The sequence below is a fragment of the Chryseobacterium sp. NRRL B-14798 genome (genome assembly GCF_050470705.1).
Classification (GTDB): domain Bacteria; phylum Bacteroidota; class Bacteroidia; order Flavobacteriales; family Weeksellaceae; genus Chryseobacterium; species Chryseobacterium cupriresistens.
The window spans coordinates 4,544,672-4,560,526 of the sequence record NZ_JBFLUL010000005.1 but is presented as its reverse complement, the minus strand read 5'-3'; the positions used below and the strand labels follow the sequence as shown (position 1 = coordinate 4,560,526).

Genomic DNA, 15,855 nt, shown 5'->3' with positions numbered 1-15,855 from the left:
ATTATGGAAACCGGAAGATATATTGTTCTGCTACAGAACCAGCAGAAAAATGCACTCAAAAAAATTGAGAAAGAGCTGGAAGTGAGTATCACCTCTTCAGAATTTCTATCGAAAGAAAATCGTTCCTATGAAATCATTGATCAGGACAATGGTGTACTTTACAAAAATCTTGGTGTTCTGGTGGTGGAAAATATGGATGAAGACCAATTGAAAAGTGCTGTGAAAGATGAATCCAATTCTATTGTATACTACGAAAAAGAAAGGGAATTTTTTCCTGCAGATGAATTGCAATTGATTAATGAGCTTAAAAAGCAGTCGGCCGGGCTTGCAGAAAAAATCTCAGAACTTGAAAAATATATTACCAGCAAACCTTTACCTCAAAAATCATTCATTGAAATGGAATGGGGATTAAAAGCGATCGGACTGGAAAATGCCAGCTATACAGGAAAAGGTATTGATGTATGCATTCTTGATACCGGACTTGAAATTTCCCATCCGGATTTTTCCGCCGAAGTGATTGAAGGGAAATCTTTCATAGATGGTGAGGACTGGAACAGAGATCCAAACGGACATGGTACCCACTGTGCAGGAGTGGCTGCAGGAAATACAAGAAGTGATAACGGAAGACGTTACGGAATAGCTAAGGATTGCAACCTGAAAATAGCAAAAGTACTCGCAGATAATGGAAGAGGAACTACCAGCAGTGTCATTGATGCGATAGACTGGGCCATTTCGAAGAAATTCAGAATATTGTCTCTTTCACTAGCTTCTCCTGTGAAGTTTGATGATCAGCCGTCTGTTCTTTTTGAAACCATTGGAGAAAGAGCACTGGAAAATAACTGCCTTATTATCGCAGCAGCAGGAAATGATAGCAACAGACCACAGATTCCACAACCTGTTTCAATGCCGGCCAATTCAAAATCGATCATGGCTGTTGGAGCTATTGACGGACAAATGAAGATCGCCAGATTTTCAAACGCAGGTCTTAATCCATCTACAGGCGGAAACATCAATGTCTGTGCTCCCGGAGTAGATATTATCAGTTCCTATCCTAAAAATGCGAAGAACAAAAATAACCTGTACTATACAATGAGTGGTACCAGTATGGCCGCACCGCATGTTTCAGGGCTTGCAGCGTTGTATATGGAACAGTTTCCCGATAAATCGGCAAAAGAGATCTGGGAACTGATTGAAAACAAAGCAAGACCTGTTGAAGGGATAAAATACAGAGATATTGGAAATGGTTTAATACAGGTATGCCTATGATCACTTATCTCGCAGTTTTAAAGAAAGATATAAATTTTAAAAGGCTTGAAGCTCTTCTCAAAACTAAAGGCATAAAACTGGCCTCACACTATAAAACCCTGGGAATTGTAAAACTTGAAAGTCAGCTGCCGGTTTCAGTGTCTGAATTTCAGGAATATTTTATATCTGTAGAAGAAGAAAAAGATAATTTAACAATATAATCACATCAATAAAGCTTTTCTGTCGCAGAGAAGTTTTATTTTTGTCTCTTAATGATAAAATAACATATGAATTTCAGATTTTCAATGGTGTTTCTGATGTTTTTTGCATTGGGATTTTCACAGGACCTTACCGTAATGAGTTTTAATATCAGACTGAATGTAGAGTCGGATAAAGACAATGCCTGGCCAAAAAGAAAGCAGGATGTTGCCGATTTACTGACGTATTATCATCCTGATTATTTCGGAGTACAGGAAGCGCTTCCGGAACAGATGAAAGATATTAAATCAGGATTAAAAAACTATGATTATATAGGAGTAGGAAGAGATGACGGCAAAGAGAAAGGAGAGTTTTCTGCCATCTTTTATGACACAAACAGACTTGAAGCAGTAAAATCAGGAACATTCTGGTTATCTGAAACTCCGGAAAAACCGTCAAAAGGCTGGGATGCTGCACTGAACAGAATCTGTACTTACGCCATATTTAAAGATAAAAAATCGAAGAAAAAATTCCTGGCAATGAATCTTCATTTTGATCATGTAGGAAATGTGGCAAGAGTAAAATCTTCGGAACTGATTCTGAAAAAAATCAAAGAACTGAATCCAAAAAACCTTCCGGTAACGCTGAGCGGAGATTTTAACCTGACAGATGATTCAGAACCGATTAAAATTCTTTCCCAGAATATGAAAGATACTTTCTATCATTCAGAGACGAAGCATTACGGCCCTGTAGGAACTTTCACCGCTTTTGATGTCAATACAGTCCCGAAAGACCGAATCGATTATATTTTTACACAAGGCTTTAAGATCAGATCTCACAGACATATCAATGACAGAAGAGAAAATCTTTTGTATCCGTCAGACCATTTTCCGGTGATCGTGAATCTTTCCCTATAAAAATCAATTGGTTGGAAAATCAATTTCAAATCCAATTCCTCTCAGGGATTGGATTTTTATTTGGGGATCATGGATGAAATATTTACGAAGCCTGCTGATAAACACATCAAGACTTCTTCCGGTAAAATAATCATTGGTTTCCCAGAGATTATCAAGAATATTATCTCTGGTGATGATCGTCCGGTTGTGTTTCAGAAGGTACAGCAGTAATTCCTGTTCCCGTATGGTCAATCGGGTATTCCCGTCAGGATGTGACAACAGAAGTTTGGTAGTATCCAGTGAAAACTCTCCTATTTTTATTTGGCTTTCCGTAACGGCGGGAAGTGTTCTTTTCAGAATATTTTTAATTCGTAAAACAAGTTCTTCAGGGTCGCAAGGCTTGGAAATATAATCGTCGGCACCTATTTTCAATCCGGTCAATCGGTCTATTTTTTGATTTTTAGCCGTTAAAAATAATAAAGGGAAATTACTTCTTTCCTTAATGATCATTTTCGCCAGAGAAAAGCCATCAATATTGGGCATCATCACATCCAGAATTCCTATCTGAAAGGGAAAATCAGCCTGAAACAATGGTACGATATCTTCCGGATTCTGAAACCAGCTGACTTCAAAATCTTCCAGTTCAAGATATTGTTTAAGAATCATTCCGAAATCCGGATCGTCTTCTGCCAGAAGGATTTTAGTTTTCATAAGGAATTGATATTTTAAAAGTACTGCCTGTATGAAGCTGACTGGAAACCTCTGTTTTACCACCATAACTGGTAATAATTTTTTTTACGAAATAAAGTCCCAGTCCCAGTCCTTTGCTATTGTGAATATTGTTATTCTGTATTCTGTAGAATTTTTCAAAAATAGTATTCAGTTCTTTAGCCTCCATGCCCTGACCGTTGTCGGCAACTTCAATTTCCAATTGTTGAGAATTGTTGCGGATATGTATTGTAATAACCGATGCTCCATATTTCACACTGTTTTCACAAAGGTTTTTAATGACTGTTTCCATCAGGTTTTTATCAAAAGGAAGTTTTTGTGAAACGGTGTTTTCGAGGTTAAAATCACAATTTGGGTAAGTAACGGAAAGATCATGAATAAAAAAGTTCCAGTTCTCAGGTTGTATAGCAGTCATTTCATCCGGAATTTCATCCTTATGAAGTTGAAGCATCAGACTTTCGAGCCTGGAAATCTGTCTGTCTATAAGAGGCAGCGTATCGGGATTCCATTCCTTTTTTAATGCTTTGGAAGCTATTTTTAAAGTGGCAATAGGCGTTTTAAATTCATGCGAAATGTTATCCACAATGCTGTGGAGAACTTCCACCTGCTTCTGCTGCTGAATAAGATTTCTGATCGTGAAAATATAAAGCAGAAGAACTCCCGAAAGAAGAATAATACAGCATATAATCAATAAAGTAAGCTCCTTGAAAACGATACTTTTTATATTTCTGATCTCAAAATCGGTCTGGGTTTTAACAAGAAAAGTATTCTTTTTTTCAATATGCCCCTTATCCGAATCATTTCTTTTGGTACTGGAGGTTTCCCAGCTTCCGATACTCGCAATACGCGGCTTTTTGATCTTGTCTTTTGTCTCAAAAATAACAATAGGTTCGGTAATTACTTTTGAACTGTCCGGAAGATGTACAATAGAAAGATATCTTATTCTGGCCGAAATTTCGTAACCGTCTTTCTGATAACGGCTGTCAATATAATGAATCAGTCTTTCTCTGGCAGATTTCCTGTTTTCTATGAAATAGCGGAGAAAATCTTTTTTGCTGATCTCCTTATTATGATACTGTATGATGATTTCCTGAAGAGAGTCATCATTCCTTTCTTTTACTTCCTGTATATCTTCAAGATCGTCTGTGTAATTGGTAAGCCCGTCATTCACGGATCTGTAGATGTCTCTCTCTTTTACCTGATAGGTTTTATACATAAAATAAACCTGAATTCCCAGTAAAAGCAGGAACAGAGCGGCAAAAACCGAAATCAGAATTTTACTTTTGGCTATCATTAAAACAAAGATAAAACTTTAGCCATGTTCCGGGAATGATTATTTTATTATTAACCTTCCGTTAACCATAGTTTTGAATCTTCAAAAACAGTTTCATTTCTTTATCAGAAGCTGGTAATTTTATGACAGAAAAGATATTAACCCATCATTAACCTTCTATTAACCGTTTTTTTTCCAGTCAATATAGAATTTTGTACCCATAGAACAGAACAATTGTTTTTGTTTGAACGGATAAAAAAATAACCATGTATAAAATTCTTTTTCTTCTGTGTTTTCCAGCTTTGATTCTTGCCCAGCAACAAAAAACTGAAGGTACAGTGATGAACACCGAAAATGAAAAACTTTCTTTCGTAAAGGTAGAAGTATATAACGCTCAGAATGCATTGATCAAAGAATTAAAAACGGATGAACACGGGAAGTTTGTACTCCAGGGTATAGAAAAACAGGATGTAAAGCTGATAGTTAAAAATCAGGGATATTCTTTATTTGAGAAAAAATTGGATTTAAAAGAGCCTGAACCTCTGAATATCGTTCTTAAAAAAGAATCTCAGGAAATAGAAGGAATAGTCATGACGAAACGTAAGCCTTTGGTGAAAAGAAAGGTAGACCGTCTGGAATTTAATGTGGAAAACAGTAATATTTCTTCGCTCAATGCCTGGGAAATCCTGAAAAATACACCAGGTGTTACTATCAGCAACAGTGTATTGAGTGTAAAGGGAAGTACCGGAATTCTGGTGACGATTAATGATAAAAAAGTAATGCTGACAGGGGATGAGCTTAAAAACCTTCTGGAGAATACACAGGGAGATGAAGTGAAATCTGTGGAAGTGATTACCAATCCACCTGCAAAATATGAAGCCTCAGGAAGCGCAGTACTGAATATCGTTCTGAAAAAGAATAAAATTGAAGGTTACCGTGGCATTCTCTCATCCAAATATGTACAGACACAATATGCGAAAGGCGTTTTCGGTCTTTCCCAATATTATAAAAAAGATAAACTTTCCATTATGGGGAGCTATTATAAAGGGCTGGGAACGTACTACCGGGAAGGAACAGATTATGTAAACTATCCGGAAAGCCAAACCCGATGGGTAAGTACAATGAACAGGAAGGATAAAAACAATAACCAGAATACCCTGAATTTTAATGTGGAATATGAACTGGACAGCCTGACCAATCTTAGCCTCAACTACTCAGGGTATTTTTCTCCAAAATCCTTCGGAACCTACAATGTTCCTACGCTGATCTTTAACCAGCAGGATAGGGTAGAATCTGATTATACTACCATCAATGATCATCGCTCACGTTCCATCAATAACTCTGTAAGTTTTCAGATAGACAGGAAAATCAATAAGAAAAGCAGCCTTTCCTGGATCAATTATTTTACCGGAAATAATGCCGATAAATATCAGAATGTAATCACCTATCTGAATTTTGCAGGGCAACCTCCCAAAGAAGATAATTTCCTTACCCGGAATAAAGCAGATGTTCAGCTATATTCTACCCAATTCGATTACCAATGGAAAGGGGATAAACTGGAACTAGAATCGGGGATTAAGTATAGTTTTGTAAAAACCAGCAGTCAACTTGATTTCTCTGATAACGAGAACGGAACACTACAATACAGACCGGAAAAAAGCAGTATTTTTGATTATAAAGAACACAATTTTGCCTTGTATTCTTCATTAACCTACAATATCGGGAAGTGGAATTTCAAGGGAGGTCTTCGTGCGGAAATGACAGATCTTGAAGGTGTGGTTTCAGAACCTTATGAACTGAATAAAAGTAATTATTGGAAATTCTTTCCCACTTTTTATGCACAGTACACGACAGAAAATAAACAGGAATTCGGGTTCTCCTATGGGAAAAGAATCAGCAGACCATCCTATTCATGGCTGAATCCTGCAAAATCTTACTACAATCTGTTTTCCTATTATCAGGGAGATCCCAAATTAAAAGCAACGATTACCCACAATCTCAATCTTACTTATTCATGGAAAGACTGGAATCTGGATTTGTACTATAGAAAAGAAATTTATCCGTCCATGGAAATTTCCTATCAGGAACCAAGTACTAACAGTTTGATCTATTATTTTACCAATATTGAGAAAGGAGAGGCTTTCGGATTAAGCTTTTATAAAAATTTCCAGGTGAAACCATGGTGGAATATCATCCTTTCTGAAAACCTTGAACACAATGAAAATTATTTCACAGGAGTTGATGGAATGCTGTATAAAAATAAAGTCTGGAACTGGGTTTCAAACATTTCAACAAGCTTTACGCTCGATAAAAACAGCGACTGGAAAATGGAAATGGGACACCGCTACTATTCTCCCGGCATACAGGGAACATTCAGGATATCTTCTCTATGGTCGGCTTATTTTGTAATGAACAGGAAATTCTTTAGTAAAAAACTGGAAGCCAGCCTTATTTTTAGCGATATTTTCAGATCCACAGAACAGAAGGTCAGTACAAAATATGCAAATCAGGATAATTATTTTCTTGATTATACCGATACTCAGGGAGTAACATTTTCATTGAAATTCAACTTTGGAAATCAATCAGTTAAAAATGCCAAAACAATTAAAAAAACAGCCGAACAAGATAGATTGTAGAATATTTTAATATAAAAGTTAATCACGGTAAAATATTATTGTGAAAGAATGGTCGTCTGATGGCACATTTTCGTTATTTTTGATGCCTATCTTTAAAGAGATCGCTATGAAGAAAATTTTTTCCGGAATGCTGATCGCAGTTTCTTTACTGCAGCTGTCAGCTCAGGAATTGTATATGCCGAGGAATATCAAAAAAGCGTATGAAAGAGGTACACGTGATATCTCCGGAGCACCAGGGAAAAACTACTGGCAGAATAAAGGAGTGTATAATGTAGAGGTGAAAATAGATGCTGCTACAAAAGTGGTTTCCGGAAAAGAAACCATTATTTATACCAACAACAGTCCGGATAACCTGAATGAACTGGCTATACGATTTGTGAATAACCTTCACAAACCACAGTCGCCAAGATCAGGATTTGTATCCAAAGATTTCCTTTCATCCGGGCTGAAAATTAAATCTTTTACAGTAAACAATGTAAAATATGAGATCAACAGTGATGACTGGAGTACTGTTGAAAAAGTAAAATTAAAATCAGCCCTGAAATCCAAATCAAAAGCTGAGGTTAAAATAGAGTGGGAATATCCATTGTCGGTTCAGAGTGGAAGAGAAGGACAGATTGATCCTGAAACATTCTATGTGGCATATTCTTTTCCAAGGATTTCCGTGTATGATGATTACAACGGATGGGATATGCTTCAACACTCAGACAGACAGGAGTTTTATAATGATTTCAATGATTACAGTTTTGCCATCACAGCACCGAAAAATTATGTAGTCTGGGCAACCGGTGATTTTCTGAATCCGGAAGCTGTGCTTCAGCCTCAATATTTAAAAAGATATAAAGCTTCCCTGAAAAGTGATAAGCTGATGCATATTGCCACAGAACAGGAAATGAAGTCCGGTAAAGTAACCAAACAGAATAAATGGAATGTCTGGAAATTTAAAGCCAGCCATATTACAGATTTCTGTTTTGCCATGAGTAACCATTATGTATGGGATGCCGCCAGCGTTCAGTTAAAAACAAAAAGAGCCAGCGTTCAGGCAGGATATAAAAACGGAGCTAAAGATTTTGAACATTATGTAGACTGGATGCGTTACAACCTGGATTGGTTCTCGAAAAACTGGCCAGGCGTAGAATATCCTTATAACGTAATGACGGCTATCCAGGGATACGCAGATATGGAATATCCTATGATGATTAATGATACCAGTATTCCTGATGATCTTAATGATGCAAGGCTTACGGCAGATCATGAAATTGCCCATACCTACTTCCCTTTTTATATGGGAATCAATGAGACCAGATATGCATTTATGGATGAAGGCTGGGCAACCACGCTGGAATATCTTATAGGGATTGATGAAAACGGAGAAGCTGCTGCCAGGGAATTTTATAAAAACTTCCGCGTTAAAAAATGGATCAATGATCCTTCTGCAGAGCAGGATCAACCGATAATTACCATGAGTACGCAGGTAAGCGGTGCCGGATATGGAAACAACTCCTATGTAAAATCTTCATTGTCTTATCTGGCGCTGAAAGATTATCTGGGAGATGAACTCTTCAAAAAAGCATTACACCATTATATGGACAACTGGAACGGGAAGCATCCTGTGCCATGGGATTATTTCAATTCTATGAATACGGGATCAGGAAAAAATCTGAACTGGTTCTTCCATAATTGGTTTTATACCAATAATTATATAGATTTAAAAGTAACAGGAGCATCCCAGATGAATGACATGCTTACCATCAACGTAGCGAATGTAGGAGGTTTTGCCATTCCGTTTGATGCCATTCTGTCTTATGATGATGGAACGACAGAAAAAATCCATTTTTCACCTTCAGTATGGGAAAAAGACCAGAAACTGACCGATCTAGTCATTCCTATTAAGAAGAAGATAAAATCGGTACAGCTGGACGGAGATATCTTTATGGATTATACTCCGGATGACAACCGTAAAAACTTATAAAAGTAAAGCCTTCAGATTCTGGAGGCTTTCTTGCTTTAAAAATAGGCTGTCAATCGTAAACCTAGCGTGATATAATTGATTTTTTCTTTAGCAATCAGGTTGTTCAGTTCCTGATCCAGTTCAGCACTTTCCTTAATTTCATCGCTGAAGTAATAACGAATGGTGGAGTTGATCTGATTGTAATCCGTATAGAAAGTAAGACCTAATCCCGGATTAAACTTATAAGTCATAGAAGCACCTGTATTCCATCGGAAAGCTGGTTTTGGTTTATATCTGGCTATTTGGAGCTCATGGTTGGGAGCATCGATGTCCTCTCCCTTTACAAATACTTTTCCAGTGGCAGTAGCGGCATATCCTCCGGTAATTTTTAAAGTAAGCTGCCATTTATCTGATATTTCATGGGAAAAATAAGGCCCAATACCTGCAGAAAGGAATCCCATAGATTGTGTTTTGATTTCATGATCACCAAAATCCTGCCCGTCATCTAATGTTATTCTTTGAGATTTAATAGGGAAGCTGCTGAAAGATACATCGGCACCCACACCCCATTTTTTTGAAAAGAAATAAGCGCCTTCCAGTCCGCCCTCAAAACCGACTTGTTTTTTATCATCCAGTTCAGATTCCCTCAGGAAGTTAGTGGTACCAAACGCGGTTCCCATTTTTAAAGAAAGAAAGGATGGATAGTCGTTACCCTGTATTCTGGATAAGATGCTTAAATTATCACCCTTGTTTTTATAAATTTTGTCAATAAAAAAATACCCCAGTTCTGTTGATATAATTCCGATACCTGCACCGGCGAGAATATCCGGAACCCAGTGTCTGTTATTTAAATTTCGTCCAAGTCCCGTAAGGGTAGCAGAACCATATCCGGCAATACTGTAGGCCGGATTCACCAAACCATATTCTTTGTGTAGAAATGTGGCATTGGTAAAAGCCATTGCGGCATGCCCTGATGGGAAAGAGTTGTTTTTGGATCCATCGGGACGTTCCACTTTTGCTGTATATTTAATAGAGTTGACTAAAATAGCCATGATGGCTAAGCTGGTGCCGTAGGATAAAGTAGCCCGTCCTATATTGTTACGCCCTTTTACACCTGCCAGTTTTAATCCGTAGACTGCAGCAGCAGGAGCGTACTGCAGATAATCATCATATTTTACTTTGAAGTTGGGAAGGTACCGGTTTCTTACCTCGCGAATATTCTCTTTTTCTCCCCATGTTGCTGCGGCTGCCGTAAAAAGTAGAGCTGGAGCCACCGATTTTTTCACCCATTCTTTTTGGAAAAAAGGAGTTTTCTCCTGAATTGTATACCCTGAATTGATAAGTGCCAGATCTTCCTTGAGATTTCGGGATGGGATAGTATCCTGTGCTTTAATACAGGATAATTGCAATAGTATTCCTGATGCTAATGCTATTTTTTTCATCGTAGTGGTGTTGAATTTAAATTGCGTAAAAGTATTAAAAAAATCTATCCCAAAAATTGAGATAGACTATTTTAATATTTTTATAATATTTCTAAGCAATCCGGCTGATTATCTTAATCCTGCTCTTGGTCCCGATGCTGATACTACAGCCTGCATTCTGGTTTTTTGGTTGGCAGAGAACATAAACATAGATTTGTCATCTACATAATCCATATAATTCATAAACATCTGAGAACGGCTTACACCTCCACAAATTCTGTTTAGAGGGTAGGTGGGATTTCCATAATTAGGGCCGGGAGATGTAGGAGTATCATTAGAGTAATCTGTCTGGCAGCCTGTGTCTGATGATCCCCAAAGGTGTGGAAGGTTCAGGTAATGTCCTACTTCATGGGTTACTGTTCTTCCTAAATTAAACGGAGCTGAAGCACCTGTTTTTCCTATATACTGATAGCCTATTACAAGACCGTCATACCATTGTCCTGCATGTTCAGGATAATAAGCGTAGCCCAGTGTTCCAGGTTGATTGTTTTCGTCAAGAATTGAATTTACAACCCAGATATTCAGGTTTTTATTGACATCAGTTGCATCAATTCCTCCGGTGCTGGCTTTTTTCATTTGTTCAAGATCAGATCTCCAGCCTGTTTTTGAACTCTGTTTACGGTTGGTTGCAACTAATTTGAAACGGATTTTTACATCACCTGCTGCTGCAGGCTGAAATGCAGAAGGAATTTTCGTAACATCAGAATTGGTGCCTCCGTAATCGGCATTAAGAACAGCAATCTGTTCTGCAATTCTTGTGTCAGAAACATTTTGAGTAGAAGTGTTATAGATGACATTAAAAACTACCGGGATCTCAACAGTTCCGTCTGCAAGAACTTTTCCCACTTTAAGGTTTTCTGCAAATTTTTCAGTACCGGATTCAATATCCGCTATTTTCTTTTGTAGCGCTGGATTTTTCAAAAGCATTGCTTGTCTGATTTCTTCTGAAGGGCAGCTTCTTTTAAGAGCACTTGGAACAGAATTTTCCTGATCCGCAGGTGTTTCATTTTGAGTGGTTAAACTGTCGGTGTTACATGCCGACATAAAGCCCAGGACCAGGGCTCCCATTAAGAATTTTTTCATATCGTTATAATATAATTTGGTTGAGGGTGTGAAATTATATTATTTGTGATTAATATGCAAATTATTCATTGAAAAAGGTAGAGGAATTTTAAATTGTATAGCATTTGCTTGAATTAAATGCAAATAAAATGATATTTAATTGAATTTTAGTTAAAATTAATTGTTTTATTTATATTTAATAATCAATCGGATTTTGTGTGTGAATAATTTCATGTTTTTATTGTTTTTTATAGGATATTTTATACAAACGGAGTGTTGCTGAAACTGAAAAGGGATTTAATTTCAGGAGATAGATAGAATAAAAAAATCTATCTCAATTTGAGATAGATCCTAAGTTTGTCAATATTTAAATTTTAATATACTCTCAATCCGGATCTTGCACCAGAAGAAGCTACTACAGACTGCATTCTTGTTTTTTGTCCTGCAGAGAACATAAACATTGCTGCATCATCTACATAATCCATGTAATTCATAAACATTACAGATCTCTGTACACCGCTGCAAGTATTATATAGCGGGTATGAAGGTTTTCCGTAATTTGCTGTAGTTTGTGTAGGAGTGTCACTTACCTGGTCATTTCCACAATTAGCATCTCCCCAGATGTGTCTTAAGTTTAAGTAGTGGCCTACTTCATGTGTTGCTGTTCTTCCCAGGTTGAAAGGTGAAGAAGCTCCTGTCTTTCCAAAATATGGAGCAGCAATTACAACACCGTCATTCCATAGACCTGCAGATTCAGGGAATGTTGCATACCCAAGAATGGTACGTCCCTGGCTGGTCATTTTACCTACAACCCATAAATTTAAATAATTGGTAGGATTAGTAGCATCAATTCCTCCTTTAGATGCTTTTTTCATATCATCATTGGTAGCCCATCCGGTTTTTGTGGTAGATTTTCTAACAGTATTTACCAGTCTGAATTTTACTTTTGTGTCACCGGAACTTACAGCCTGGAATTCAGTCGGAATTTTGCTGGCATCAGTGTTAGTACCGGAATAGTCAGCATTTAATACTGCAATTTGTTCAGCAATTCTTGCATCAGAAACGTTTTCAGCTGTAGTTCTGTATATAACATTCACTACAACCGGGATTTCTACAGTACCATCAGCTAAAACTTTTCCAAATTTTACATCATTGGCGAACTTTTCTGTATTGGTTTCTAATGCTGCAAATCTTTGTTGGAGTTCAGGACTTCTTTTCAATGCTTCCTGTCTGATTTCCTCAGACGCACAGCCCCTTTGAGCAAAACCTGCAGTTGCTACTGCTTCGTCAGTTGTGTTTTCATTTTGATTAGTAACGCTGTCAGTGTTACATGCAGACATTACAGTGAGCATAAAAGCTCCAAATAATAGTTTTTTCATATCAAAATCATTTAGGTTGAGGATGTGAAATTATATTATTTGAAATTAATATGCAAATAATTTGTAATTTAATTGGTATATTGTTAATAATTAGTCTTTTTGTTTAATTAAATCCTATCGTTATCTCGAATGTATTGAATTTTAATCAATTTAGATAAAACTACTGGTTCGTTTTTAGTTTTTGATTATTTTGTGTGTATACTTTTCGTTTATATTTATTTTTTAAAAGAATTTTTTCACTATAAAGACTTAATTAGCAAAACCATTTTTAATGGCAAAAACGGCTAGACCTACGCGGGTTTTAAGATCCAGTTTTTCACATAGCTGATCACGGTAGCTTTCTACTGTTCTCGGACTGCAGCACATTCTGTCGGCAATTTCCTTATAACTGAGTTCGGTTACAGTGTATTTCAGAAACTCTTTTTCTCTGTCTGAAATTTTTATCGCCATTTCAGATTCAGTCTCTTTGTTCAGGTTGGAGAATATAATTTTGGAAGCCCAGTCCGGATAAAAGAAGCCATCACTATTGAGTCGGGTAAGTGCGGTTTCCAGATCTCTTGGATGGGTGTTTTTCAGCAGATAACCTTTTGCTCCGCTTTTAATCATCTTAATTACGCTGTTGTCATCTCCCTGCATACTGAGAGCCATAATTTTAATATCGGGATGGTTTTTTGTAAGCCAGACTGCCGTTTCAAAACCGTCCATAATAGGCATACTGATATCTAAAAGAATAATATCAGGAATGGCATTGCCTTCTTCAAATTTTTGGATAAGATCTTTCCCGTTCTCGCTTACATAGATGACTTCAAATTCACTGAAGTTACCTATAATTCCTTCCAGGGCTTTTGCAATAAGTATATGGTCGTCAACAATTACGATAGATTTTTTCATGACTGCTTTTTTAAGATAATATTGATTTGGGTTCCTGCATTTTCCCGGCTTTCCATACGAAAACTAGCTCCTATGATTTCCGCTCTGTTTTTCATATTGGTAAGGCCTATTCCGTTGGATTTGATCTGTGAAGTATCGAACCCGATTCCATCATCACGAATATCAAGTTCCCAAAGGATGTCTTCAGACGTATTCAGGCTGATAAAAATATTTTTACAGCGGGAATGTTTTATACTGTTCTGAATAAACTCCTGGGTAATCCTAAGAAGAACATTTTTATGAACAAAGCCCAAGTCCAGTTGTTTAAAATTATGCTCAAAATTTACATGGCACTTTTTAAAGGAATTGGTATTGTCTACTTCTTCCTGTATCAAAGTTACAATTTCCTTCTGGTTGATATTGTCGTCTGTAAGTGTTTTTGACAAGCTTCTGAGATCCTGCAAAGATTGGTTGATGATTTGTGAAACCTGATCAATTCTTTCACTTGCTTCGGATACTTTATTTTCATAAAGCATCTGTTGTACATAGAGGCTTACCAGGGTAAGTTTCTGACCAATATTGTCATGCAGTTCTCTTCCGATCTGCTGCATGGTGGCCTGCTGAATTTCCAGTTGGGTAGAAAGGAGCTCTCTCTGATGAAGTTCATTTTTTCTTTCAATTTCATTCAAATACTCTTTTTTTCGTTGCCTGTAATTCCGGATATAGATAAATACGGCAATTACAAACATCAAAAAAAAGATATTGAATGAGATGATAGTTATTAAGAGCTCTGTTTTCCCCATATAAATGAACTTGCAAATAAAATATACATAACCGCTCCTGAAACCTGAAAATATATAAAATAAATATCCCAGATATCTATATATTTCCACAGAAGAGAGTTGAACGTCATAAATGGCATATTAGCAATATAAAAAAGTGTTACTCCCAAATTAATATAAAACATTTTGTTTTTGCTGAAATTAAGAATATCAGACGAATTAACCTGTTTATAATACTCCATAATAACCAGAGCCATTAAGAGTAGACACCCTATATTATAATTGAATGAAAAGATGACTTTCTTTTCCGGAAAAAAGAGTGCCCTGAGAATATATGTTAAAAGATATGCTCCCGTTAAGATATAGAATAGTTTTGTTTTCTTTAAAGACTCTTTTGCGTACAGCCAATAAAAAAATATAAACTGCAGTGGAATCACAAAGTAGTTGTGAAAATTTATCCTGTCTATTTTAAGCGGTTTTTCTCCCCATTTTACAGCTGACTCACACAGGAAAATAAGAATCAGATAAATTGCCAGATATTTCCAATGTTGTTTTTTTACACGATTATAATAAATCAGGGAGATTATAGCAGCAAAGGCTTCTCCCCAATACATAAATGATGAAAAAATTTTTTGAATCTCAGTCATACTGTATTTAAGACTATGAATAGTAATTAATAAGATGTACCCATCGGAGGTGATGGCGGAATAAGTGTTCCACTATTTTCTCCAAGACCGGTATCACTATCTTCTCCCATACCTTTGTTTGCTAATACTAAAGATTTTCCTTCAGCACTCTGAAAAGGATTGAAATCATAATCAATAAGCTCTCCGGTTTCATTGGCTTTTTTTAATGTTGGGACCATCACCAGCGTGTGTCTTCCTGCATATTCTGTCGGAACAGGATGTGAATCCATGATAGACCAGTTTTCCTGTTTCGGATAAGTAGCATAATAAAATCTGATCCCTAAGTCTTCTGAAGACGCAGCTGGGTTCACTTTGGCAGCTTCTTCTTCGATCTTTGCAATAAAACTTTTTAGTTTAGGAAGATCAAACCAGATGGAATGAGCATCTTGTATTCCTAAGGCGGTATTAATAGCAGTGAGATGATTTTGACGGTAATTGTCAATCAGAGCCTGGATAAGACTGTTTGACATAATTCCAGGTTCCAGTGGATTGTTTGATTCTGTATTCATAGCTTAGTGGTTTGCGGATAAAACTTAATTAATATGCAAATTTCGGAAAAATAATGGTAGAAAATGTATCTGTTAATAGGGAATTACACTGTTATTTTTACCGTGATTTTACGGATTGTATATTTTATAAAGAATAAGTTGGAATTTGGAGAAAATCT

The 15,855-nt window shown here is 36.7% G+C and carries 14 protein-coding genes; 5 read left to right on the top strand and 9 right to left on the bottom strand.

The window, feature by feature from the left end:
* Window positions 1-3: 3 nt before the first annotated feature.
* The 3 genes from AB1278_RS20905 (at window position 4) to AB1278_RS20895 (ending at window position 2,360) form a co-directional block, all read left to right on the top strand.
* Entirely contained in the window at window positions 4-1,266 is a 1,263-nt protein-coding gene (locus AB1278_RS20905) for a S8 family peptidase (RefSeq protein ID WP_343641122.1), read from the top strand.
* A complete protein-coding gene (locus AB1278_RS20900; RefSeq protein ID WP_343641124.1) occupies window positions 1,263-1,466 on the top strand; it encodes a hypothetical protein in 204 nt (67 codons plus the stop codon). Before AB1278_RS20905 ends, AB1278_RS20900 begins: the two co-directional genes overlap by 4 nt.
* A gap of 66 nt (window positions 1,467-1,532) precedes the next feature.
* Window positions 1,533-2,360: an endonuclease/exonuclease/phosphatase family protein gene (locus AB1278_RS20895; protein WP_202840451.1), complete on the top strand. Its 828-nt coding sequence runs from the start codon at window positions 1,533-1,535 to the stop codon at window positions 2,358-2,360.
* Between the two features lie 3 nt (window positions 2,361-2,363).
* On the opposite strand, the gene AB1278_RS20890 is transcribed toward AB1278_RS20895, so the two are convergent.
* Window positions 2,364-3,050, bottom strand: coding sequence for a response regulator transcription factor (locus AB1278_RS20890; protein ID WP_202840453.1), 687 nt, complete (start codon window positions 3,048-3,050; stop codon window positions 2,364-2,366).
* Window positions 3,040-4,362 carry a sensor histidine kinase gene (locus tag AB1278_RS20885; protein WP_202840455.1) on the bottom strand — a complete coding sequence of 441 codons (1,323 nt, stop codon included), beginning with the start codon at window positions 4,360-4,362 and terminating at the stop codon, window positions 3,040-3,042. The genes AB1278_RS20890 and AB1278_RS20885 overlap by 11 nt, the downstream gene beginning before the upstream one ends.
* A gap of 245 nt (window positions 4,363-4,607) precedes the next feature.
* Here AB1278_RS20885 and AB1278_RS20880 point away from each other — a divergent pair, with 245 nt between their 5' ends.
* Window positions 4,608-6,977 carry an outer membrane beta-barrel family protein gene (locus AB1278_RS20880; RefSeq protein WP_202840458.1) on the top strand — a complete coding sequence of 790 codons (2,370 nt, stop codon included), beginning with the start codon at window positions 4,608-4,610 and terminating at the stop codon, window positions 6,975-6,977.
* A 106-nt stretch (window positions 6,978-7,083) separates the two neighbouring features.
* The gene (locus tag AB1278_RS20875) at window positions 7,084-8,949 is read left to right on the top strand and encodes a M1 family metallopeptidase (protein ID WP_202840460.1); all 1,866 of its coding nucleotides are present in this window, start codon (window positions 7,084-7,086) and stop codon (window positions 8,947-8,949) included.
* A gap of 35 nt (window positions 8,950-8,984) precedes the next feature.
* On the opposite strand, the gene AB1278_RS20870 is transcribed toward AB1278_RS20875, so the two are convergent.
* From AB1278_RS20870 to AB1278_RS20840, 7 genes are all read right to left on the bottom strand, one after another.
* Entirely contained in the window at window positions 8,985-10,370 is a 1,386-nt protein-coding gene (locus AB1278_RS20870; protein WP_429816774.1) for a phosphatase PAP2 family protein, read from the bottom strand.
* 108 nt (window positions 10,371-10,478) lie between these two features.
* The gene (locus AB1278_RS20865; RefSeq protein ID WP_110010661.1) at window positions 10,479-11,492 is read right to left on the bottom strand and encodes a zinc metalloprotease; all 1,014 of its coding nucleotides are present in this window, start codon (window positions 11,490-11,492) and stop codon (window positions 10,479-10,481) included.
* A gap of 353 nt (window positions 11,493-11,845) precedes the next feature.
* Window positions 11,846-12,850 (bottom strand): zinc metalloprotease, encoded by a 1,005-nt coding sequence (locus AB1278_RS20860; protein WP_110010662.1) that lies wholly within the window; start codon window positions 12,848-12,850, stop codon window positions 11,846-11,848.
* Window positions 12,851-13,099: 249 nt separating this feature from the next.
* Window positions 13,100-13,741: a response regulator transcription factor gene (locus tag AB1278_RS20855; protein WP_110010663.1), complete on the bottom strand. Its 642-nt coding sequence runs from the start codon at window positions 13,739-13,741 to the stop codon at window positions 13,100-13,102.
* Complete coding sequence (locus AB1278_RS20850) at window positions 13,738-14,409, bottom strand: sensor histidine kinase (RefSeq protein ID WP_238349623.1); 672 nt, start codon at window positions 14,407-14,409, stop codon at window positions 13,738-13,740. Before AB1278_RS20850 ends, AB1278_RS20855 begins: the two co-directional genes overlap by 4 nt.
* Window positions 14,410-14,501: 92 nt before the next feature.
* Window positions 14,502-15,149 (bottom strand): hypothetical protein, encoded by a 648-nt coding sequence (locus AB1278_RS20845; protein ID WP_411414641.1) that lies wholly within the window; start codon window positions 15,147-15,149, stop codon window positions 14,502-14,504.
* A 26-nt stretch (window positions 15,150-15,175) separates the two neighbouring features.
* Window positions 15,176-15,697, bottom strand: a complete 522-nt coding sequence (locus AB1278_RS20840; protein WP_429816769.1) for a hypothetical protein — start codon at window positions 15,695-15,697, stop codon at window positions 15,176-15,178.
* Window positions 15,698-15,855 lie beyond the last annotated feature (158 nt).